Here is a 20,627-nt window from a genome sequence, read left to right on the forward strand (position 1 = left end):
CAGGCAGCCCGTTTCAGTACCGGTTTTCCACCGTCCTGTTGAACGAGAGTTGCCATGACTGCGACATCCGCTGCACCGTTGGTGATCCTCACCCATGTCTGCCATCCCGCCATCACCGAAGGTTTTCTGCCGGCCGCGCACACGCTGGGTCTGCCGGTGTGGTTGCTGACCGACCACCGGCTCGATCACCTGGCCTATTTCCGCGAGCACCCCATGCATGCACCGCAGCGGGTGATCGAATGCGATGTATTCAACCCACTCGGGGTGCTGGACGTGCTGCACGATGCCGACATCGCGCCGCGCGGCCTGTTCAGCAATAGCGACCATCTGCAGACCAGCACTGCGCTGGTGGCTGCAGCGCTCGGCCTGCCGGGCAAGGACTGGCAGGTGTGTTACGCCGCAAAGAACAAAGCGGCGATGCGCCAACGCTTGCGTGCGCATGGCCTACCCTGCCCGTGGTTCTGCACGCTGGCGCCGGGCGTCGCATTGCCGGCGCAGATGCCATGGCCGGTGGTGGCCAAACCGCGGGAAGGCGTCGCGAGTCTGGATGTGCGCCACTGCGCCGATGCTGCGCAATTGCAGGCCTATCTGGACGATGTATGGCAGCGTCACCCGCAGCGCACCGTGTTGCTGGAAAGCATGCTGGAGGGCACGCTGTTTACGCTGGAAACCCTCGGCGACGGCTACAGCCTGCAGGCCATCGGCGGCTTCAAGGTGCGCTTGTCGCCGCCGCCCCACTTCGTCGAATGCGAAGCGCAATGGGATGCCGATGTGGACACGCCGGTGATCGCGCAGGCGCTCCAACAATTGCGCGCCCTCGGTGTCGGCTTTGGGCTATGCCATAGCGAATTCATTCTCACCAGCGACGGGCCGGTGCTGGTGGAGATCAATTACCGCAGCATCGGCGACCGCCGCGAATTCCTGCTCGACGAACTATTTTCCAGACAATGGTTCACCGCGGCGCTGGCACCACACCTGGGACTGCCGTTGCCGGCACTGCGCAGCACGCGTGCGCATGCATTGTTGCGCTACTACGTGGCCGAGCATGACGGTGAATTAATCACCGCCAGCGAAGACCGCCGCCATCACGACGCGCACAGCGACGTGCAGTACCGGCGCATGCGCGCACCGGGCGAGCGCATTCGCCTGAGCCATTCCAACAAGGATTACCTGGGCGTGCTGAGCGCACTGGCCAGCGATGCGCAGGCACTGCAACACGCCGTAGTTCGGGCCGAAGCCGGTCTGCAATGGCACATCGACCACGCGGGACTGCGCGCATGAGCAGCGCCGCAGACCAACGCTACATCGCCACCCGCATCATCGATGCCTGCCTGCGCGAAGACCTGCGCGGGATTGTCAGCCGCGGCGGTGTCGCAACACCGGACGGTGGCGTGCTGGCGGCCTGGACCGATCCCAGCCCGGTAGAAGGCTGGTGGCGCATCGCACACTTGCCCGGCGGCACGGTGTGGCTGCCGATCCATCGTCAGGGTGTGCTGCAGGACATCAGCGCCCGCGGCGACAGCTGGATTGTGCAGAACGCCGACGGCATGCATGTCGAACGTGGCGCGCAGGCGTGGCTGCAACGCATGAGCGCCGAACTCGATGCCGAAACGCAACAGCTGCATCGCGCCTACGCAGAAGAAGCCGACTGCGCCGCGGCGCATCGCGGGCTTGCGCAGCAGGCCTACCACGCCCAGGTACCGACATTACGCAATGCGCTGCAGCACCCCGATGCCGCCGAGCGCGCATACCGCTGCGACCAGCTGGCCAGCTACCGCGACCATCCGTTCTACCCCACTGCACGCGCCAAAGCCGGGCTGGATGCAGCCGAACTGCGCCACTACGCTCCGGAATTTGCGCCAACCTTTGCGCTGCGATGGCTGGCGATTCCGCAGGCACTGGCGCAGTGCACCAGCCCCCCGCCGGCCGAGCTTTGGCCGGACTTCGCAAGCCTGGGCCTGTCGCCCGAGCTGGCTGCCACACATGTCGCCTGGCCGGTACATCCATTGGTGTGGGAGCGCTTGGATCAGGCAGGCTTCGCGTTGCCTGAAGGTGTGCTGCGAGCACCGCAGCCCTGGCTGGACGTGCGCCCGACGCTGTCGGTGCGCACGCTGGTGCCGCTGCAACATCCGCACCTCCATCTCAAGCTCCCCATCCCGATGCGCACGCTCGGCGCCCTCAACCTGCGTCTGATCAAGCCCTCCACGCTCTACGACGGCCACTGGCTGGAGCGCGCATTGCGACGCATCGATGCGCTTGATCCTGCGCTGCAAGGCCGTTGTATGTTCGTCGACGAATCGCACGGCGGACATGTCGGGCAAACCCGGCATCTGGCCTATCTCGTACGGCGTTACCCGGCACATGACGATGCCACGCTGGTGCCGGTGGCCGCACTGTGTGCGCTGATGCCAGATGGCCGCCCGATGGCGATCCATCTGGCCGAGCGTTTTGCGCATGGCGATGTACTGCATTGGTGGCGCGATTACACCGAACTCATGCTTGCCGTGCATCTGCGCCTGTGGCTGCGTTACGGCATCGCGCTGGAAGCCAATCAGCAGAACAGCGTGCTGGTCTATGCCGATGGCCAAGCCACGCGCCTGTTGATGAAGGACAACGACGCTGCGCGGATTGCGATGCCGCAGTTGCGCGCAGCGTTGCCGGACGTGGATGCATTGGGCCCGCTGCAGGATGGACGAATTGCGGTGGACGATGCACAGGCATTGGCACAGATGTTCTGCACCATCGTGCTGCAGCTGGACCTGCAGGCAGTGCTGGAAGGCCTGGCCGAATGGCAGCCCGCGCTGCGCGCACCTCTATATGCGCAGTTGCTGGCGCAGTTCGCTGCGACGCTGACGCAACTGGAGAGCCACGGCATCGATATCGGTCCCGCGCGCCGCCTGTTGGCCGCGCCAAGGCTGCCGGTGAAGTATCTGCTCAGTGCCGGCAGCCTGCTCAGCAAGCAACTCACCGGCGCCGCCGACATCAACAAGTTCTACGGCGATAGCGCGCCCAATCCATTCGGGGATGCGTTCGTTGATACGCAGCAACTGCCGCGCAAGCAAGCGGGCGCGCAGCGATGAGGCGCATTCTGGGCCCGGTGTTGGCTGCGCACTATCTCGCGGCATTCACTGCATTGGGCATGCCGCTGTTTCTGCCGCAGGTCCTGGCCGAACTTGCGCCAGCGGCCGCGATTGGCTGGAGCGGCGTGCTGTATGTGCTGCCCACGCTCTGCACCGCGTTGACAGCGAGCACCTGGGGGCACTTGGCAGACCGCTATGGACGCAAGCGCTCGTTGCTGCGCGCGCAACTCGGGCTGGCGCTAGGCTTTGCGATTGCCGGCTTCGCGCCGTCGCTGACCTGGCTGGTGATCGGCCTGATCGTGCAAGGCACCTGCGGCGGCTCGCTGGCGGCGGCCAATGCGTATCTGGCCAGCCAGCCGCAGGCCGGCCCGTTGGCGCGTGCGCTGGACTGGACCCAGTATTCGGCGCGCCTGGCCATGGTGAGCGCGCCTGCGTTGCTGGGCCTTGCCCTGGCGTTGGGGCCGGCGCAATCGCTGTATCGCGCACTGGCGCTGCTGCCGTTGATTGCGTTTGCGTTGACCTGGCGACTGCCGGCCGATCAGCCTGCTGCGCGAGCACAACCTGCCGGCAAACCTTCGACGGCTTCGAAGCATGCAGCCTCATCGCCCGCATCACCTCAAACGATCACAGCGCCGCTTTGGCCGGCCTTGCTACTCGCGCAGTTTTTGTTCTGCTTCGCGATGGTGGTGACGTTCCCGTATTTCATCCCGTACGCCCTCGCGCGTGGGGCCGGCCACGATGCGCTCGCCGGTCTGCTCTACAGCCTGCCGCACCTGGTCTATCTGGTGGTGCTGCCCTGGTGGCGACGCGGCGATGGCCAGGCATGGCTGGTGCCAGGCCTGGCGTTGTTTGCGGCGGCCTGCGTGTGGCAGGCGCTGTTGCACGATGCGGTCGCGTTGGCGGCCGCGCGGCTGTTGTTTGGCTTCGGCATGTTGTTCGGGCTGCGTGGGCTCAACCGCAGCTTGGCAGCCGTTGCCAGCGCGCACGGCGCCGGGCGCTTGTTCGGTCGCTTCGATGCATGCGGCAAATGGGCTGGTGTATTGGCCGGTGCCGCTGCCGGCGCCTTGGCGCAGGCGTCCGGCCCCGCGACCCCTTTCCTGGCTGCCGCACTGGCTGCGGCCGCTGCTGCGCTCACCGTTCTGGTGCGCTTCCCTTCGAGGAGAACTGCCGATGTCGCCGCACACGATGCATGATCCCTGGTACGACAGCATGGCCGACGCGCACGCCTGCAGTTGCTGGTTGAACTGCTACCTGCGCGAGTTTGCGATTCCGCAGCGCGCAGTGGACTTCAACTATCGCGGGCTGGATCGCCCCGGCCTGCGCGTCGCCGAACACCGCTGGCTGCGCATCGACCTGGGCCAGACCGGCGCGCTGTGCGTACGCATTGCTTACGCCGATCGCCTGGGCCGCTGCCGCTTCACCTCCACGCCGTTTCTCAAGAGCGCCGGCAAGCCGTGGCATAGCCTGGATGCGGATGCCTTGGCGCGCTGCCTGTTGCAGACATTGGAAAGCACGCAGACAGTCAACCCGGAACTGCTCGCGCAAAGTGGCAACAGCGTGGCAGTCACCGCTGCGTTATTGCGGCAGGCGCAAGCCACCGCCGCCACTGGCGAGGCGATGATTGACGCCGAACAATCGATGCTCTGGGGGCACGCACTGCACCCCACGCCGAAGAGCCGCGAAGGTGTGGATCTGGATCAGGTGCTGGCCTGCGCGCCGGAAGCACGTGCAGCGTTCCAGCTGTTTTGGTTCCGCATCCACCCGCGCCTCTTGCGCACGCATGGGCGCGATGTGCGTGCGAGCCTGAAGCAGCTAAGCGGCAGCGACGATCTCTACCCCTGCCATCCCTGGGAAGCGGAGCGCCTGCTTGACGACCCATTGCTGCGCACCTTGCAGGCGCGCGGCCTGATCACGCCGGTCGGCCCATTAGGCGATGCACTGCGGCCGACCTCGTCGGTACGCACGCTGTATCACCCGGAGCTGGAGTATTTCCTCAAATGTTCGGTGCATGTGCGGCTCACCAACTGCGTGCGCAAGAACGCCTGGTACGAGCTGGAAAGCGCAGTTGCGCTCACCGAGCTGTTGGCGCCGAGCTGGCGTGCTTTGGCCGCCCAGGTGCCGGGCTTCGATGTGATGCTGGAGCCGGCGGCCACCTCGCTGGAGGTCGCGCAGGTCGACCCCGCATTGCACGATGCCGATCCGCTAGCGGCGCGCGTCTTGTCGGAAGGCTTCGGCATTCTGTATCGACAAACCATCCCTGCCGTGCAACGTGCCCGTTGGCAACCGCAGGTGGCTGCGGCCTTGTTCACCTGCGATGCGCAGGGCAATAGCGTGTGCGCCGCACGCGTGCAAGCGCTGAGCAATGCACACGCGGATCGCCACGCAGCCACAGTGCGATGGTTCCGCGCCTATGCCGATCTACTGCTGGATGGCGTGTGGAGTGCGCTGTTCCAGCACGGCATCGCACTGGAACCGCATCTGCAGAATACGCTGATCGGGTTCGCCGACGGCTGGCCGACGCGCGTGTGGATCCGCGACCTGGAAGGCACCAAGCTGCTCGCCCATCACTGGCCGGCTGCATGCCTGCACGGCGTGAGTGAGCGCGCGCGGCAATCGCTGTACTACACGCCCGAACAAGGCTGGAACCGGGTTGCGTATTGCGCGCTGGTCAACAACCTGGCCGAAGCAATCTTTCACCTCACCGAAGGTGATGCCGCACTGGAGGCATGGCTATGGCAATGCGTCGGCGAGATTGCCGCACGTTGGCAGCAACGCCATGGTGCGCAAGCAGCGCTGCAGGGTCTGATCGACGGCGCATCACTGCCCGGCAAGAACAATCTGGGCACGCGCTTGTGGCAGCGCGCGGACCGCCAATCCGACTACACCGCGCTGCCCAATCCCATTCCTCGCGTCACGACGGCGCGGCAGGTGGCGGCATGAGTCTACGCATCGACACCGCTGCGGTATTTGCGGCCTTGCCGCAGGTGCGCGAACGCTGCGATGGGCCGATCTGCGCGTACGTCTACGACCTGCCGGCATTGGATGCACACGCGGCCTGGATGCGTGCGCAGCTGCCCCCGCAGTGTGAGTTGTTCTATGCCGCCAAGGCCAATGCAGAGCCGCCGATCCTGCGCACGCTGGCAGCGCATGTGGATGGCTTCGAAGCTGCATCCGGCGGCGAACTGGCCTGGCTACACGCACAGCAACCACAGGCACCGTTGTTGTTCGGTGGCCCAGGCAAACTTGATACCGAGCTCGCCCAGGCGGTCGACCTGCCCGACTGCACCGTGCATGTGGAAAGCCTGAGAGAACTCGAACGCCTGGCGGCCATCGCAGCGCAGGCCGGTCGCTGCGTGCCGGTATTTCTGCGCATGAATATTGCCGTTCCCGGTGCGCAGAGCACGCGCTTGATGATGGGCGGGCAACCCTCGCCGTTCGGTCTGGATCCGTGCGATCTGGATGCAGCAATGCATCGGCTGCGGGCAAGCCCATCGCTACGCCTGGAAGGCTTCCACTTTCATTTGATGTCGCATCAGCGCGATGCTGCCGCACAACTGCATCTGGTTGATGCTTACCTGCGCACCGTGCAGCAATGGCGGCACACCTATGCACTGGGCCCACTGCGGGTGAATGCCGGCGGTGGATTCGGTGTGGACTATCTGGCGCCGGAGTCCTCGTTCGATTGGGCCGGCTTCTGCGCCGGGCTGCCTGCTTTGCTGCGCGAACATGGCACCGACCTGCGCCTGCGCCTGGAACCGGGCCGCTATGTCAGCGCCAGCTGCGGCTGGTACTTGATGGAAGTGCTGGATATCAAGCGCAGTCACGGCGCCTGGTTTGCGATTGCCCGCGGCGGCACCCATCACTTCCGCACCCCGGCCGCACAGGCGCATGATCACCCGATCCGCGTGTTGCGCGGCACCCGCGCTCCGGTGATCAGCGACACGCCGGTCACCCTGGTCGGCCAGCTGTGTACGCCCAAGGACGTGCTGTCACGCCAGCAACCGGTGGCCGCGCTCGCACCCGGCGATTGCCTGGCCTTCCCCCTGGCCGGCGCCTATGCGTGGAATATTTCGCACCAGCAGTTCCTGATGCACCCGCCGCCGCAGCGGGTGTTTCTAACGGAGGGGCATTGACTTACCGATTGCGGACGAACAAAGCTTAGGCCTGGGTCAGCAGGCCCACAGGCAGATGTGCTGTTGCCGCAATTTCCTGAGGTGACTCGAAGTAGCTGTGCAGAAATTTCGTAGAAGTTAGCCAAGCGGATCGTTGCCCAGTGGCAATTCTCTTAGGGAAGGTCTGAACGACCCACCAAACCTCTCAAATTCCAGCTTCTTGCATGTCAGTGACGAGCAACATGTCGCGTTTGGTGCGATTTCTGCAACTTTCTAGCGGTTTTAGCTGCCGCCAGGCAGCATGACCCCCGGGCCGACAGCAATTGCCGGCGCACCCTCCATCAGTTGGCCTCTGGCTCGGCTCTTGCCTGTGCCCTCAGACCCCGAAAAAGGATGGGATCGCGGCATGATTGAGTTCGACCCGCACCATCGTATAGATCTGACCGGCCCTCGGACCGGTTCTACTTCCTCGGTGATCGCCTGCTCGCTCCCGGAAGGTCGCGAGCTGCTCCCGGAAGATCTGGCCTGGCTATCGCTCACCGCCTGCCAGGCGCAGAAATGGCGCCGGATGCTGGAAGCTGCACGCTCGGAACCGTTGCTCAACCGCACCGCGCTTGAACTCGGCACTGAACTTCCTATGCTTTGACTTGAATACTCATCATGGCCTGAATCGACCTTCTTGTAAGTGTCCGTGAAAACGGGGTAGAACCCCCAATGCGATCCTGGAAGGCTAAGCTATGGCCCGTAGCCGCTTGCATAGGGTCACGACAAGAATCGCACGAAGCCGTATGTCAAGGACCAACGAATGGAGAACGATCTTAGATGAAGAATTGGCTGATCGGCTTAGTAGTCACCATGGCATGGACTAACCCCTGCGTTGCTCAAATCGCCCCGGAGTTGCTCGGGGACGCGGATCCGGATAAGCCGATGTTCAGCGAATCCTTCTACAAGGGGATTGAGGGCAATTGGGTGCTGGTACGCGAACCCGTCAACACCGGTTACCACTGCTCGGTTAATTTCATCACGCAAGATTCCACCTTGTCGTTTCGCGGTCCCGCCGACGCTGGGATGGCGAGAAAGGGTCATGGCAGTCTTTGGTTCATCAGCGAGGCAATCCCCCCGGTGACAAAGCCCGAGATCGCTCCGATCACGTTGTCATCTACCAACCACCCTACGCAGAATGTTCAGGCCGCCCATGTGAGCATGCCTGGCCAGAGCAGTGGGGCGTTGTTGCTGACCATCGACATGCAGAAATCGGTACAGGAAAAGCCGGACAGTAATGAGCTCGCCATCCAGCTTCAGGGGAAAGAGGTGTTCCGGTCAAAAGTTGTCAAGTTGCAGCTGGCGTATCGCCAGCTTTCGGCTTGCATGAGCGCGGCTCGAAAATAGACCATGATTTCAGCCGTTTGGCACGTTCAAGATGTCGGTGCAGGCGCGACCCATCCCGCCTGTGTCGCCACTTGTGTCAACGAAGATATTCACATCGGCAACCCTCAGCATCCCGGCGCTGTCCGGGATCAGCACGTAGCGGACGTTGCAACTTTTATAACCGCCGCCAGTGTAAGTCGCGCCGGTCACAAGATTCTGCCACATGACGCGATTGTCAAAGGCCTGCCCATAAGAGAGCGTCCGCGCGATCCCGGCCTGACGGACAGCGGGGTTGCCGTTCGCGGCGACGACCTCTTGCTCAGTCTTACCCGCCCACACCTGGATCAGGAGCGATTCACTACGCGATAAACGCCTTTTTCCACGGTATTCAGCGGCGGCCCGAATAAAATCCAGATTGGCGTCCATCGTCGCCAGCTTGCCCTGCACCTCCCCCTGCGCTTCGGTTACTTGTTGCTGCATTTGGGTCAATTTTGCCGTGAGCGCTGCCGATTCTGCTGGCGTCAGCTTGCGGCCGCGATTGATCGCGGGCTTCGGCACGTCAGACCACAGCGTTTCCCAGGTAAAGTCTGCAAGCGAACTCATCGACAGTCCGGCGGGGACCAGTTCCAGCCCATTCAGGCCAATGGCTGCCAGTTTCGCTCGCAATGTATCGGACTTAACCACACGATTAACCGCCGCAGCTTGTTTGGCATCGTCAATGCTGGCACTGTTGCAGGCTACATTCCATGCCTGTCGCATCGTGTAGCTGGTCGTGCTTTGCCAATCGGTGGGCTGGAGATCAATGATCGCCGGATCCTGTTTCATAGTCTTTGCGCCGCTGGCCACCCGGAATTCCACCGAATCCGGCGTGTCCAATATGCCGGTTGAATCAGCCTTGTGCTTGGGTGCGCCACGGCCGCGCCGAATCGACTTGGGGCATTTGAACTGAAGTTGATATTCCAACCATAGGGGTTGGCCGACCGCTTCATAGACCATCGTCAAATCAATCTGAATGACACGGCTTGAGTCAGGATTTGCGAGATCATCATTGATCGGTGTGTGGTCCATAATTGCGTCACTGGCGTAGACGTTGACACGCTTTCCGGCTGCACCTTGCATATCGATCAGAAACTCGCTGGCCCCTACTTGCGTCGCGATGGCCATAATGCCCGCGCCGATTACCAGTTTTGTGATTTGTCGTGTCATGAGCGCTTCCTTACCCGTTATGTCAACTCGCGCTCTACCGCGCACGTATGTTGCTGATATCAAGACGTTCTCAAAATTTGAGTACGCAATTTTTGAAGCTTCTGCCGGAACCTGGCGCTTCCAGGTCGATTGTGCTGCAGCGACGTCGGAAATGCTAAGCCTTGTGGCGGAACGCCCTCGTTAGGCTTGTAGACCAAGCGCGGAACTTCTCTAAGTGCCGGGAAGCCACGAGCGACGCTGGCGTTGCACCTGCGCCGGAGAACTCAGCAGATGACGCACGCTGACGGATGCCGTTGGTCGCAGCGCCCACGGCCGCTGCGCAGACGCAGACGATGCGTGGGCCGGGGTCCATCCGTCGGGAGGACGATTGCGTCAGTTGCAGCGCCTGCCTGGTCAACTCAACCACAGTGCCAGCGTCACCAGCACGGCCGTTTCGGTCAGTTCCACCAACGCGCCGCAGGTATCGCCGGTCATGCCGCCAAGGCGCTGCAGGCAGGCGCGGCGCCAGAGTGCGAACACCAGTGCGGCGATACCGACGCACAATACCGCGGTGGCCAGCCCAGCAACGATGCACACTGCGGTACCGGCGATCAGCGCCAGCCACAGACCCGCACGTGGCGCGCCCGACAGCGCGCTGCCCAGCCCGCCGGCGCGTACATACGGCATACTCAGAAACGCGGCAACCAGCGCGGTGCGCGCCAGTAGCGGCGCCAGCCATAGCGTGGCCGGCGCCTGCGTCAGCAGGCTGGCCAATGCGGCGCATTTGAGCAGCAACACCAGCACCACTGCGGTGACTGCCATCGGGCCGCTGGCGGGGTCCTTCATGATCGCCAGTGTGCGTGTGCGATCGCCCATGCCGCCGACCCAGGCGTCGGTCGTGTCGGCCAGGCCATCCAGATGCAACGCGCCGGTCAGCCACACCCAGGTGCTCAACAGCAGCGCTGCGCCCAGCAACGGCGCAACCTCGCGCAGGCACCAAGCCAACCCGCACACCACCCCACCGAGCAAGACGCCCACCAGCGGGTACCAGCACAGCGAGCGCGCCTGCGCGCCTGCGCGCGTGAACACCCGGGCGGGCACCGGGATACGGGTGAGGAACCCGATCGCCGCCAGCAACCCATCGATCATTCGGCGTCGTGCGCCGGGGGCAATGCCGTGGATGAAACCGGCGACCTAAAGGCGCCAGTCGCGTCGCTCGGCGGCCAGGCCAGCGGATGCAGCGACGCATGCGGCACTGCCAGTTCGGTCATCCGGCCGAAACCACTACCGGCGACCAGGCACTGCAAGGCGCGGATGGCACCGCCGTGGGTGACCACCAGCACGCGCTGTGCAGGGTAGCGGGCGACGATGGCATCGAGCGCGGCCGACAGGCGCGCGCAGAAATCGGCAAACGGCTCGGCCTGCGGCGGCGGATGGCGCACCGGGTCGGCCCAGAAGCGGCCAAGCGCTGCGCCTTCGTCGCGGTCGATGTCGGCGACCGGCACGCCCTGCCAGCGGCCAAAGTGGTATTCGCGCAGGCGTGGGTCCAGCTGCAGCGAGAGGGCACGCGCCTGGGCCAGTTCGGTTGCGAATAACGCGCAGCGTTGCAGTGTGGACGCCACGACTGCGTCCCACACGCCATCGGCAGTGGCCGTACGTAATTGCTGCCAGCCCAGCTCGGTGAGTGGGTCGTCGAGCTGACCGCGATAGCTGCGTTGTCCGGTATCGCCATGCCGCATCAAGGTGATCTGTGCACTCATGCGTCCGACACTCCGGCTTCGGCGAAGGTGGCCATGCCGTTATGCAACGCGCAGGCGCTGCGCAGCAACGGAATCGCCACCGCGGCTCCGCTGGCCTCGCCCAGCCGCAGGTCCAGTTGCAGCAGGGGCTCTGCATCCAGTGCGCGAAGCAGTGCCGCATGCCCGCGTTCCTGCGAGCGATGCCCGAACAACAACCACTCGCGCACACCGGGATTCAGGCGGGTGGCCACCAGCGCAGCGGCAGTGGTGATGAAGCCATCCACCAACACCGGAATACCCGCCTGCGCGGCGGCGATATACGCGCCGACCAATGCAGCGATTTCGAAGCCGCCGAGCCGGCGTAGTCGCTCCAGCGGGGTGGACGCATCGGCATGCAAGGCCAGCGAACGCGTGATCACGGTGGTCTTGTGCGCGATGCCTTCGGCATCCAGGCCAGTGCCCGCGCCAGCCAGCGCCTGCGGAAGCTGCGAGAGCAATGCGCACCCCAGTGTTGCGGCGGAGGTGGTGTTGCCAATGCCCATTTCGCCACCGACAAACAGCTGCGTGTCGCAACTCTTGGCCTGCGCGATGCTGTCGGCACCGGCGGCGAGCGCATCGCGCAGTTGCGTTGCCGTCATCGCGGGCTGCTCGCAGATATTGGCGGTGGACGGCGCAATCCAGGCACGCCGCACCCGCGGCAACTCGCCAGGATCGTTGACCACGCCCAGATTCACCACTTCCAGCCGCGCACCCAGCTCGCGCGCCAGCACCGCAATGGCTGCGCCGCCGCGCGCGAAATTGCGCACCATCTCGCCAGTCACCGCCTGCGGAAATGCCGACACGCCTTCGGCAGCGACACCGTGGTCGGCGGCATATACCGCAATCCAGACCCGCTGCATGCCAGGGTGTTCGGTGCGTTGCCAGGCTGCCAGTTGCACCGCCAGGTGTTCCAACCGGCCCAATGCACCTGGCGGTTTGGTCAGTTGTTCCTGCCGCGCCAACGCAGCAGAACGCATGCGCGCGTCCGGCACGGCGCAGGCACCAAAGATCCAGTCGCTACTCATCTGTGCTCTCCCTTCAACACCATCGGTAATCCTGCCACCACAAACACCACGCGATCGCACTGTAGCGCCAATGCCTGGTGCAGCCAGCCGGCTTCATCGACAAAACGCCGCGTGAGTTCGCCCAATGGGACAACGCCCTGCCCGACTTCGTTGCTGACCAGCACAATCTGCCCCGGCAACCGCGGCAGCGTTGCCAGCAGCGCATCGCGCTCGCGCGCGAACACGTCCGCATCCGGGTGGCCGAGCAGATTGCTCACCCACAAGGTCAGGCAATCCACCAGCACGCAGCGATCCGGCGCGGCGTGTGCCCGCAAGCTCGCCGCCAGCGCGATGGGCTCTTCCACGCATTGCCACTGCGGCGGGCGTTGGTTGCGGTGATGGGCAATGCGCCGATGCATTTCATCGTCGAAGGCTTGCGCGGTGGCCAGATACGTCACTGCAAGCCCGCAGGTTCGAGCGATGCGCTCGGCAAGTGCGCTCTTTCCCGAACGAGCGCCGCCCAGAATCAGCTGCTGCATGTCGGTTCCTTGCTGACGAGTCGTGTCAGTGCAACGGTATCCAGATGCGCATGCACGGCATCGGCCAGACGATCGAGGCTGGCTTCACGCAGCGCACCAAGATCCAGTGGCGCGGCCTGCGCCAGACCGGCCCACGCCAGCAATGCGGCCAATGCCTGCGGGTGGTCGAACACACCGTGCAGATAGGTGCCGAGCACCTGACCATCGTCGGAGATGGCGCCATCGGTACGCCCATCGTCCAGCTGCAGCAACGGTCGTGCCAGCGCGGTACCGCTGCTGATGCCGCAATGAATTTCATAGCCGCTGACGCTTGCATCGCCCAACAGCAATTGGCCGTGCACGCGATGCAATTGCTTGTGCGGGTGCAGCGTGGTTTGCAGCGTCAGCCAGCCAAGACCGGCGCTGCTGCCAGCGAAGCCCTCGATGCCATCCGGGTCGTGGATGTGGGTACCCAGCATCTGCAGACCGCCGCAGATGCCAAGCAGTTTTCCTCCATAGCGCAGGTGACGGGCGATGGCGGTATCCCACCCGTGCGTACGCAGCCACTGCAGATCGTGCCGGGTGGATTTACTGCCCGGCAGCACGATCAAATCGCAGGGCGGTGGTGTCTGCCCAGGACCGATCCATTGCACGTCCACCTGCGGGTGCGCCAGCAACGCATCGAGGTCGGTGTGGTTGCTGATGCGCGGCAACACCGGCACCACCACGCGCAACTGCGACTGCGGTTTCGGCGGCGCGTTGCGCGGCAGTGCATCTTCGGCATCCAGTTGCAAGCCATGCAGATACGGCAACACGCCGAGCACCGGCTTTCCCGTTTCGCGCTCCAGCCACTCCAGCCCAGGCTGCAGCAGCGCCAGATCGCCGCGAAACCGATTGATCACAACACCGGCAACGCGTGCGCGTTCGCTGGCCGAGAGCAACGCCAGCGTGCCGACCAGATGGGCGAACACACCGCCGCGGTCGATGTCGGCGACCAGAATGACGGCGCAATCCACCGCTTCGGCATAGCCCATATTGGCAATGTCGTTGGCGCGCAGATTGATCTCGGCCGGGCTGCCGGCACCTTCCACCAGCACGACATCGAAGCGATTGACCAAGCGTGCGTGCGAGGCCAATACGGCCTTGAACGCAATCGTCTTGTAGGCGTGATAGCCCACCGCATCCAGTGTAGCGACCGGATGCCCGTGCACGATGACCTGTGCGCCGGTGTCGCTATTGGGCTTGAGCAACACCGGGTTGAAATCGGTCTGCGGCTCCAGCCCGCACGCCTGTGCCTGTAATGCCTGCGCACGGCCAATCTCGCCGCCGTCTACCGTCACTGCCGAATTCAACGCCATGTTCTGCGGCTTGAATGGCGCTACCGCAATGCCCTGGCGATGTAGCCAACGGCACAGCGCGGCCACCAGCGTGCTCTTGCCCGCATCGGAGGTGCAGCCCTGTACCATCAGCACGCGCGCACTCATGTCAGCACCTCGCGCAGTGCCGCATCCAGACGCGACTCGTCTGCGGCATCCCGCGGAAGACCGAAGCGCACACTGGAAGGTGTGTCGAACAGCCTGGTCAAAATGCCGCGCTGCGCCAGCGCTGTGTGCACAGCAGCGGCATCGTCGCGTTGGCACCACTGAAAGAACGCGGTACCTGCGGTGGGTAGGATCGAATGCGCATGCAATACCTGTCCAAGTCGCTGCGATGCCGCATGCAAGCGCGCACGTGCCCGCAACTGCCACGGCGTATCGGCCAACGCCTGTTGCACGACCCATCGTGCGGGGCCGCTCAGCGTCCATGGCCCCAACCGTTCGCGCAGTGCATCCAGCAAGGTGTGGTGTGCGCAGACAAAGCCCGCACGTGCGCCGGCCAGACCGAAGAATTTGCCCACCGAGCGCAGCACCACCAGACCAGGCCGCTGTGTGTCCGCACACACGCTGTGTTGTGGCGTCGCATCCATGAAGGCTTCGTCGATCACCAGCCACCCGCCACGTGATGCAAGACGTGCATGCAGCTGCAGCAGCGTCTCGGGATCAAAGCTGTCGGCGCAGGGATTATTCGGATGGATCAGCACGATCACATCCAACGTCTCACCGGCTTGCAACAGCTGTGTCGCACACATCGGTACTACCTGATGCCCGGCACGTTGCCACGCCTGCGCGTGCTCGGCATAGCCGGGCGTGAGCACACCGACGCGGCCGGGTGCGCGCAGCAGCGGCAAGGTCTGAATCGCCGCCTGCGAACCGGCCACCGGCAATACCTGCGGCGCACCGTAATACGCGGCCGCGCACTCGGCCAGGCCATCGTCGTCTTCCGGCAAGCGCTGCCACACGTGCTCCGGGATGGCAGGCACCGGCCACGCGAACGGGCTTACGCCAGTAGAAAGGTCCAGCCATTGCGCGAGCGGAATCTTGTAGGTCCGCGCAGCGCGGCGCAGACGTCCGCCGTGTTCAAGCATCGCGTGCTCCAGGGAGTAACGCCGCGTTACCTGCGCAATCGTGAAAAGCGATCGGCTGCATCCTGGTCAGCGGCCAGACCATTGGTGCGCGGATCATCGCATCGCCAGCGCGGTTGCCAGCGTGCCCAGCAGCAGCCATAACGCGACACCGGCCCGCACAAGTCGCAAAGCGCGTTGCACGCTGTTGGCGGTTGCTGCGGCACCCTCGCCCAGCGGCGGACGTGCCTGCCAATGTCCGTGATACGGCGCCGGTCCACCCAACTGCACGTGCAGTGCACCCGCACCCGCCGCCATCACCGGACCGGCGTTCGGGCTCTTCCAGCCGCGCCCTTGGCGCCTGGCGCAGCGTATGGCCGCGCGCGTGCGGCCGAGCGCTGCATAGGTCACCGCCGTCAGCCGTGCCGGCAGCCAGTTCAATGCGTCATCGATGCGCGCCGCAGCCCAGCCGAAGTTGGCGTAGCGTGGCGTGCGATAGCCCCACATCGCATCCAGCGTATTGGACAGCCGGTATAACACCGCTCCCGGTGCGCCAAGCAATACGCCCCAGAACAGCGCGGCGAACACCGCATCGCTGCCGTTTTCCAACACCGACTCGGTCGCTGCGGCGGCCACTTGGGTTGCGTCCAATACAGCCGTATCGCGGCTGACGATGCGGCCAACCGCAGCGCGTGCCGCAGGCAGATCAGCGACCTGCAGGGCAGCGATCACGGGGTGCGCGTGTTCGCCCAGGCTGCGCAACCCCAGCGCCAGATACAGCGTGATTGCAGCAAACCCAGCCGCCGTCCAAGGCGAGAAGCGCCACAGTCCCCATTGCAGCCCTGCGGCCACAACGGTCAACGGCAACACGCTCACGCACCACGCCAGAATGCCGGCGCTGCGACGGTCGCGGTACAGGCGCGCTTCGATGCGCTGCACCCAGTTGCCGAACAACACCAGCGGATGTGCGTGCCGCGGCTCGCCAAGCAACAGGTCCAGCAGCACGGCAACGGTGGCAATCACCAGCAACATGGCGTGCAGTCCTGCTTCATGCCGGCAGACATGCCGGTGACGCTGCAATGCGTTGCACGCGCCTGACCACGGCTACAGCTCGATACCGAGCTGCGCCTTGATACCGGCGTTGAACGCGTGCTTGATCAGGCGCATTTCGGTGACGGTGTCGGCGGCCTCGATCAATCCGGGCGGCGCGCCGCGCCCGGTGATCACGACATGCTGACCCGCAGGCCGCGCGGCCACGCAGGCAAGCACCTCATCCAGGGCGATATAGTCTTTCACCAGCGCTATATTGAGTTCGTCCAGCAACACGAAGTCGTAGCGCGCATCGGCAAGCATGCCGCGGGCGACTTGCCAAGCCGCCTGTGCGGCAGCGATGTCGAGCGCACGGTCCTGGGTCTCCCAGGTGAAGCCTTCGCCCATCACGTGATAGTCGAGCAGATCGGGAAAACGGCGGAAAAACGCCTCTTCGCCAGTCGAAAACGTGCCCTTGATGAATTGCACCACGCCGCAGTACAGGCCATGCCCAAGTGAGCGCGCCAGCATGCCGAAGCCGGACGAACTCTTGCCCTTGCCATTGCCGGTATTGACCAGCAGCACACCGCGGTCGATCACTGCGCGGGCGATGCGCCGGTCGACCAGTTCCTTCTTGCGCTGCGCACGTTCGCGGTAATGCGCGTCATCGTGTCCGGGGGTGCTCATGCGCGTACTCCACTGGGTGAACGTGTGCCGGCGGCGCGTCGTGCGGCCAGCAGAGCGAAGGCCAGGCCGACGTAGCCGGCCAAGGCGCCAAGCGCGCGCGGGTAGTCCGTCGGCACCCGCGCAATAAATTCGGCCAGCGTGGCATGCGGGTAACGACCGGACAGAAAATAGAAACCGCCTTTGGAGAGTAGATAAGCGGCGCTGCCGCTGATCAGCAACGCCAACAGCGGCCCGGCGACCGTACGCCGCGCTTGGCGCTGTACCTGCAGCGCAGACAGCCGTCCACCACACCACAATACGGCGTAGGCCAGCGCCAAGGCCCAGTACGCCGACGACATGCACCAGTCGCTGCTGCTGCCCGAGGCTAGGCCGATCAGATCCAGCAGCGCTGCGATCCCGAACAGCAGCGGCAACATCCACAGCGGGCGCAGCAGCGCACCGGCCAGAAAAAATACTGCCCATGAGGCGCTGGGCACGGCGTCCACGCTCACAAAGTGCTCGCCACGCGTGCAGACCATCAAGGCTGCAAGTGCGATGCCGCAGGTCCGGGCCGCTTCACCGTGCAACGGCAACGCAGCGACGCGCGATACCATGATCACGACACTTCCAGAGGCGCGGAGAACTGCCTTACGGCGCGCGCATTGCGCCAGCGCAGCACGCACCATGCGGCTGCCAGCACCACCGCCACATACAGTGCTGTCGTGCGCACGAACAGCGGCCCCCATTGCCAGGCGCGCTGCAGATACTGTGCCCAGTGCGGGTCGGTGTAGCGTCCGCCCCACCAGTAGAACGCACCATTGGAGATCAAGAAAGACAGCACCGCGGCCAAGGTTCCCAGACCCCAGGCGATGCTCAGCGACGCAACCTCGGGCCGCACACGTGCGTGATACGCGCGCCCGGCATACCAGAGCACGCCATAGGCCGCCGGTAATGCAGCGTAAGCCGCGGTGATGCAGAAGTCGCTGACGCCGGCCAGGCTGACGGCGGCCCAATCGATCGCCACCGACACCCCCCACAACGCGACAAAGTAGCCGTGCCGCCGCAGCGCCAAACCTCCCAGGAAGAACACGGCCATGGACGCGTCCGGCAGGTGCAGCCAGTCGCTCGTGTGATGAAAGCGGGTCGCGGTCATCACCAGCATCGAAGCAATGAACGCCAGGCGTTTGGACGAGCGGGACAACGACGGCATCGATGGTCTCCTTCGGGTTTTCGGTCGCCAACCAGACGACGCAACAGGCATCAGGCAAACCACCGGCCCGTGCAAACCGTAGCGATCCTTGCATCTAGCGGCAAGCTTCAACTGCGCGGTCCAACCTGCGCGCCACCGGTGCCATCGGCACGCTTAGAGGCCTAACGAACCAGAGCGAGCAGTCGCCGGGTAGGTGCGGACGGCGCGCAGGAACCGAAGCGTACGCGTGGCACATGCCGATTCCTGGCACCGGCCACGTCCGTCTGGTGACTGCGCAGCCGTTTTATTAGCGGCTCTTATTGCGCAGGCTGATAGCGCAAAGTCAGCAGATAATTTCGGCCCGGCTGCGCGTACCAGCGTGCAGTTTCGTATTGGCGGTCGAACACATTATTGGCGGCGAGTTGCACCTTCCAGTCCGCGTTCACTGCATAACTCACGCGCAAATCCAGCAAGCCGTAGCCGGCCAGGCGTTCGGTATTGGCCAGATCGTCGTAGCGCGCGCCCGACCCGAACAGGCTTGCGCCGACACCGAACGCACCGATGCTGCGGTCAGCGTCGATGCGCCCGCTCTGGCGCGCACGCCGTGGCAACCAGTTGCCGTGGTTGACGTCGCCATCGGCCTGCGGCGCAAGCCAGGTCAACGTACTGCGCAGGGTCCAGCCGGCCAGCTCGGTGTCATAGCCGGCTTCCACCCCGCGGATACGCGCCCGATCGATATTGTTCGGCTGCCCGAACGGATGCGTCGCATCCACCAACGCGGCGTCGTAGGCGATCAAGTCGTCGATGCGGGTCTGGAACGCGCTGAGCGTCCAGGCGCCCCAGTCATAACGACCGCGTAAGCCAAGCTCGGCGCTCTTGGAGGTTTCCGGCCCCAGCAGCGGGTTGCCGTAATCCGGGTAGTACAGCTCGTTGAAGGTAGGCGCCTTGAACGCAGTGCCATAGCTGGCAGTCAGGCGCAGATGCTCGGCGAAATCCCAGCCCCACAGCAGACTGCCGGTGGTCTTGCCGCCGAACTGGCTGTTGTCGTTGCGGCGCAGGCTGGCCTGCAGCGATTGGGTGCCGAGCGTCTGCTGCCACTGCGCAAATGCGGCACGGTCGATACGGCTGTCGGCGTCGTAGGTGTCGCTGCTGGCGATGGCGTCGCGCTGCCAATCGAAGCCGACCGTGAGCAGGCCGGGGCCGGTATCGAGGTCGGCCTGCAACGCGCCTTGCTTGCGGCGGGTGTCGTAGGTCGACAGGTATGCCCCTTCGTAATACGCGTCGCTCAGATCGGCGCTGCTGCCCAGGCTGGCGGTGAGCTTGAGTGCATCGGTCGGTGCGTAACGCACGCGGCCACCAATGGCCTGCTGCACGCCCTTGCTCAGATTGCCGCCGAATGCCGAGCCGTCGTATTCGTTGCGGCTTTGCGCGCGCAACGCATGCACATCGACATCCCATTGCCGATTGAAACGCCAGCCGCCCTGCGCACTCAACGAATCGTTGCGATAGCCGTCGCGGTCCGGGTCGTAGGCGCTTGAGCTGGTATCCAGATACGCATTGATGCCGTCGGTTTCGTCGTGCACGGCATTCACCGAATACCAACCGCCCGCTTCGCTCAGATCGCCTTGGCTGCGCCCGGCCAAGCCTGCGCCGTAGCGGCGCGCGTTGTCACTGCCGGCCGCCACGCTCAGGGTCGGCACGAAACGGCCTTGCGGACGCCGGGTAAAGATCTGGATCACACCGCCCAGTGCTTCGGAGCCGTACAGGCTGGAAAACGGGCCGCGCACGATTTCGATACGTTCGATCTGTTCGATCGGCAGATCCTGCAGCGCCGCGCCGCCGGCGGTGGCCGAGCCGATGCGCACGCCATCGATCAGCACCACCACTTGGTCGGCTTCGGTGCCGCGCAGGAACAGCGAGGTCGCCTTGCCGGGTCCACCGTTGTTGGCCAGCGACACGCCTGCTTCGCCGCGCAACAGATCCTGCAACGAAGTGGCCTGGCGACGCTCGATCTGCGCGCGATCGATGACCGTGACCGGTGCCAGCGTCTGGTCCTGGGTCTGGGCAGTGCGCGAGGCAGTGACCACGACTTCGTCGAGATCGATGGCGGCCTCGGCCTGGGCCAGATTGGCCAGGCACAGCGACAGCCCCACGACGAGCACGGCGCGATGCGGCAAAATGGAAGAAAGGGACATCACCTGCTGCTCCTGGAACCGCGCCAACCCGCGCGTGGGCAATGGGGCGGCAGGCAGCAACGG

At 64.5% G+C, this 20,627-nt stretch carries 19 protein-coding genes and 1 other RNA gene; 7 read left to right on the top strand and 13 right to left on the bottom strand.

What is annotated here, in order from left to right; translation table 11 throughout:
* Nucleotides 1–54: 54 nt before the first annotated feature.
* From XpruCFBP8353_RS02850 to XpruCFBP8353_RS02880, 7 genes are all read left to right on the top strand, one after another.
* A complete protein-coding gene (locus XpruCFBP8353_RS02850) occupies nt 55–1,281 on the top strand; it encodes an ATP-grasp domain-containing protein (protein WP_101361831.1) in 1,227 nt (408 codons plus the stop codon).
* Nucleotides 1,278–3,080, top strand: coding sequence for an IucA/IucC family protein (locus XpruCFBP8353_RS02855; protein ID WP_101361832.1), 1,803 nt, complete (start codon nt 1,278–1,280; stop codon nt 3,078–3,080). Before XpruCFBP8353_RS02850 ends, XpruCFBP8353_RS02855 begins: the two co-directional genes overlap by 4 nt.
* The gene (locus tag XpruCFBP8353_RS02860; protein WP_101361833.1) at nt 3,077–4,273 is read left to right on the top strand and encodes an MFS transporter; all 1,197 of its coding nucleotides are present in this window, start codon (nt 3,077–3,079) and stop codon (nt 4,271–4,273) included. Before XpruCFBP8353_RS02855 ends, XpruCFBP8353_RS02860 begins: the two co-directional genes overlap by 4 nt.
* Entirely contained in the window at nt 4,251–6,020 is a 1,770-nt protein-coding gene (locus XpruCFBP8353_RS02865) for an IucA/IucC family protein (RefSeq protein WP_101361834.1), read from the top strand. The genes XpruCFBP8353_RS02860 and XpruCFBP8353_RS02865 overlap by 23 nt, the downstream gene beginning before the upstream one ends.
* Entirely contained in the window at nt 6,017–7,213 is a 1,197-nt protein-coding gene (locus XpruCFBP8353_RS02870; protein ID WP_101361835.1) for a type III PLP-dependent enzyme, read from the top strand. Before XpruCFBP8353_RS02865 ends, XpruCFBP8353_RS02870 begins: the two co-directional genes overlap by 4 nt.
* Before the next feature lie 385 nt (nt 7,214–7,598).
* Nucleotides 7,599–7,838, top strand: a complete 240-nt coding sequence (locus tag XpruCFBP8353_RS02875; RefSeq protein ID WP_243391033.1) for a hypothetical protein — start codon at nt 7,599–7,601, stop codon at nt 7,836–7,838.
* Between the two features lie 176 nt (nt 7,839–8,014).
* Nucleotides 8,015–8,581 (top strand): hypothetical protein, encoded by a 567-nt coding sequence (locus tag XpruCFBP8353_RS02880; protein ID WP_101361836.1) that lies wholly within the window; start codon nt 8,015–8,017, stop codon nt 8,579–8,581.
* A 9-nt stretch (nt 8,582–8,590) separates the two neighbouring features.
* On the opposite strand, the gene XpruCFBP8353_RS02885 is transcribed toward XpruCFBP8353_RS02880, so the two are convergent.
* From XpruCFBP8353_RS02885 to btuB, 13 genes are all read right to left on the bottom strand, one after another.
* A complete protein-coding gene (locus XpruCFBP8353_RS02885) occupies nt 8,591–9,727 on the bottom strand; it encodes a hypothetical protein (protein WP_101362445.1) in 1,137 nt (378 codons plus the stop codon).
* A 432-nt stretch (nt 9,728–10,159) separates the two neighbouring features.
* Nucleotides 10,160–10,894, bottom strand: a complete 735-nt coding sequence (locus XpruCFBP8353_RS02890; RefSeq protein ID WP_101361837.1) for an adenosylcobinamide-GDP ribazoletransferase — start codon at nt 10,892–10,894, stop codon at nt 10,160–10,162.
* Nucleotides 10,891–11,505 carry a histidine phosphatase family protein gene (locus XpruCFBP8353_RS02895; RefSeq protein WP_101361838.1) on the bottom strand — a complete coding sequence of 205 codons (615 nt, stop codon included), beginning with the start codon at nt 11,503–11,505 and terminating at the stop codon, nt 10,891–10,893. Before XpruCFBP8353_RS02895 ends, XpruCFBP8353_RS02890 begins: the two co-directional genes overlap by 4 nt.
* Entirely contained in the window at nt 11,502–12,548 is a 1,047-nt protein-coding gene (cobT, locus tag XpruCFBP8353_RS02900; protein ID WP_101361839.1) for a nicotinate-nucleotide--dimethylbenzimidazole phosphoribosyltransferase, read from the bottom strand. Before cobT ends, XpruCFBP8353_RS02895 begins: the two co-directional genes overlap by 4 nt.
* Nucleotides 12,545–13,066 (bottom strand): bifunctional adenosylcobinamide kinase/adenosylcobinamide-phosphate guanylyltransferase, encoded by a 522-nt coding sequence (gene cobU, locus XpruCFBP8353_RS02905; protein WP_101361840.1) that lies wholly within the window; start codon nt 13,064–13,066, stop codon nt 12,545–12,547. The genes cobT and cobU overlap by 4 nt, the downstream gene beginning before the upstream one ends.
* Nucleotides 13,054–14,529, bottom strand: coding sequence for a cobyric acid synthase (locus XpruCFBP8353_RS02910; RefSeq protein ID WP_101361841.1), 1,476 nt, complete (start codon nt 14,527–14,529; stop codon nt 13,054–13,056). The genes cobU and XpruCFBP8353_RS02910 overlap by 13 nt, the downstream gene beginning before the upstream one ends.
* The gene (gene cobD / locus XpruCFBP8353_RS02915; RefSeq protein ID WP_101361842.1) at nt 14,526–15,509 is read right to left on the bottom strand and encodes a threonine-phosphate decarboxylase CobD; all 984 of its coding nucleotides are present in this window, start codon (nt 15,507–15,509) and stop codon (nt 14,526–14,528) included. Before cobD ends, XpruCFBP8353_RS02910 begins: the two co-directional genes overlap by 4 nt.
* A gap of 93 nt (nt 15,510–15,602) precedes the next feature.
* Nucleotides 15,603–16,517: an adenosylcobinamide-phosphate synthase CbiB gene (gene cbiB, locus XpruCFBP8353_RS02920; protein ID WP_101361843.1), complete on the bottom strand. Its 915-nt coding sequence runs from the start codon at nt 16,515–16,517 to the stop codon at nt 15,603–15,605.
* A gap of 72 nt (nt 16,518–16,589) precedes the next feature.
* Entirely contained in the window at nt 16,590–17,201 is a 612-nt protein-coding gene (gene cobO, locus XpruCFBP8353_RS02925; protein WP_101361844.1) for a cob(I)yrinic acid a,c-diamide adenosyltransferase, read from the bottom strand.
* Complete coding sequence (locus XpruCFBP8353_RS02930; RefSeq protein ID WP_101362446.1) at nt 17,198–17,797, bottom strand: hypothetical protein; 600 nt, start codon at nt 17,795–17,797, stop codon at nt 17,198–17,200. Before XpruCFBP8353_RS02930 ends, cobO begins: the two co-directional genes overlap by 4 nt.
* Nucleotides 17,797–18,390, bottom strand: coding sequence for a hypothetical protein (locus XpruCFBP8353_RS02935; RefSeq protein WP_101361845.1), 594 nt, complete (start codon nt 18,388–18,390; stop codon nt 17,797–17,799). Before XpruCFBP8353_RS02935 ends, XpruCFBP8353_RS02930 begins: the two co-directional genes overlap by 1 nt.
* Before the next feature lie 159 nt (nt 18,391–18,549).
* Nucleotides 18,550–18,625, bottom strand: a non-coding RNA gene (locus XpruCFBP8353_RS02940) — sX9 sRNA.
* 61 nt (nt 18,626–18,686) lie between these two features.
* Nucleotides 18,687–20,564, bottom strand: a complete 1,878-nt coding sequence (btuB, locus tag XpruCFBP8353_RS02945; protein ID WP_101362447.1) for a TonB-dependent vitamin B12 receptor — start codon at nt 20,562–20,564, stop codon at nt 18,687–18,689.
* Between the last annotated feature and the right edge of the window lie 63 nt (nt 20,565–20,627).

The organism is Xanthomonas prunicola, from assembly GCF_002846205.1.
GTDB lineage: Bacteria > Pseudomonadota > Gammaproteobacteria > Xanthomonadales > Xanthomonadaceae > Xanthomonas > Xanthomonas prunicola.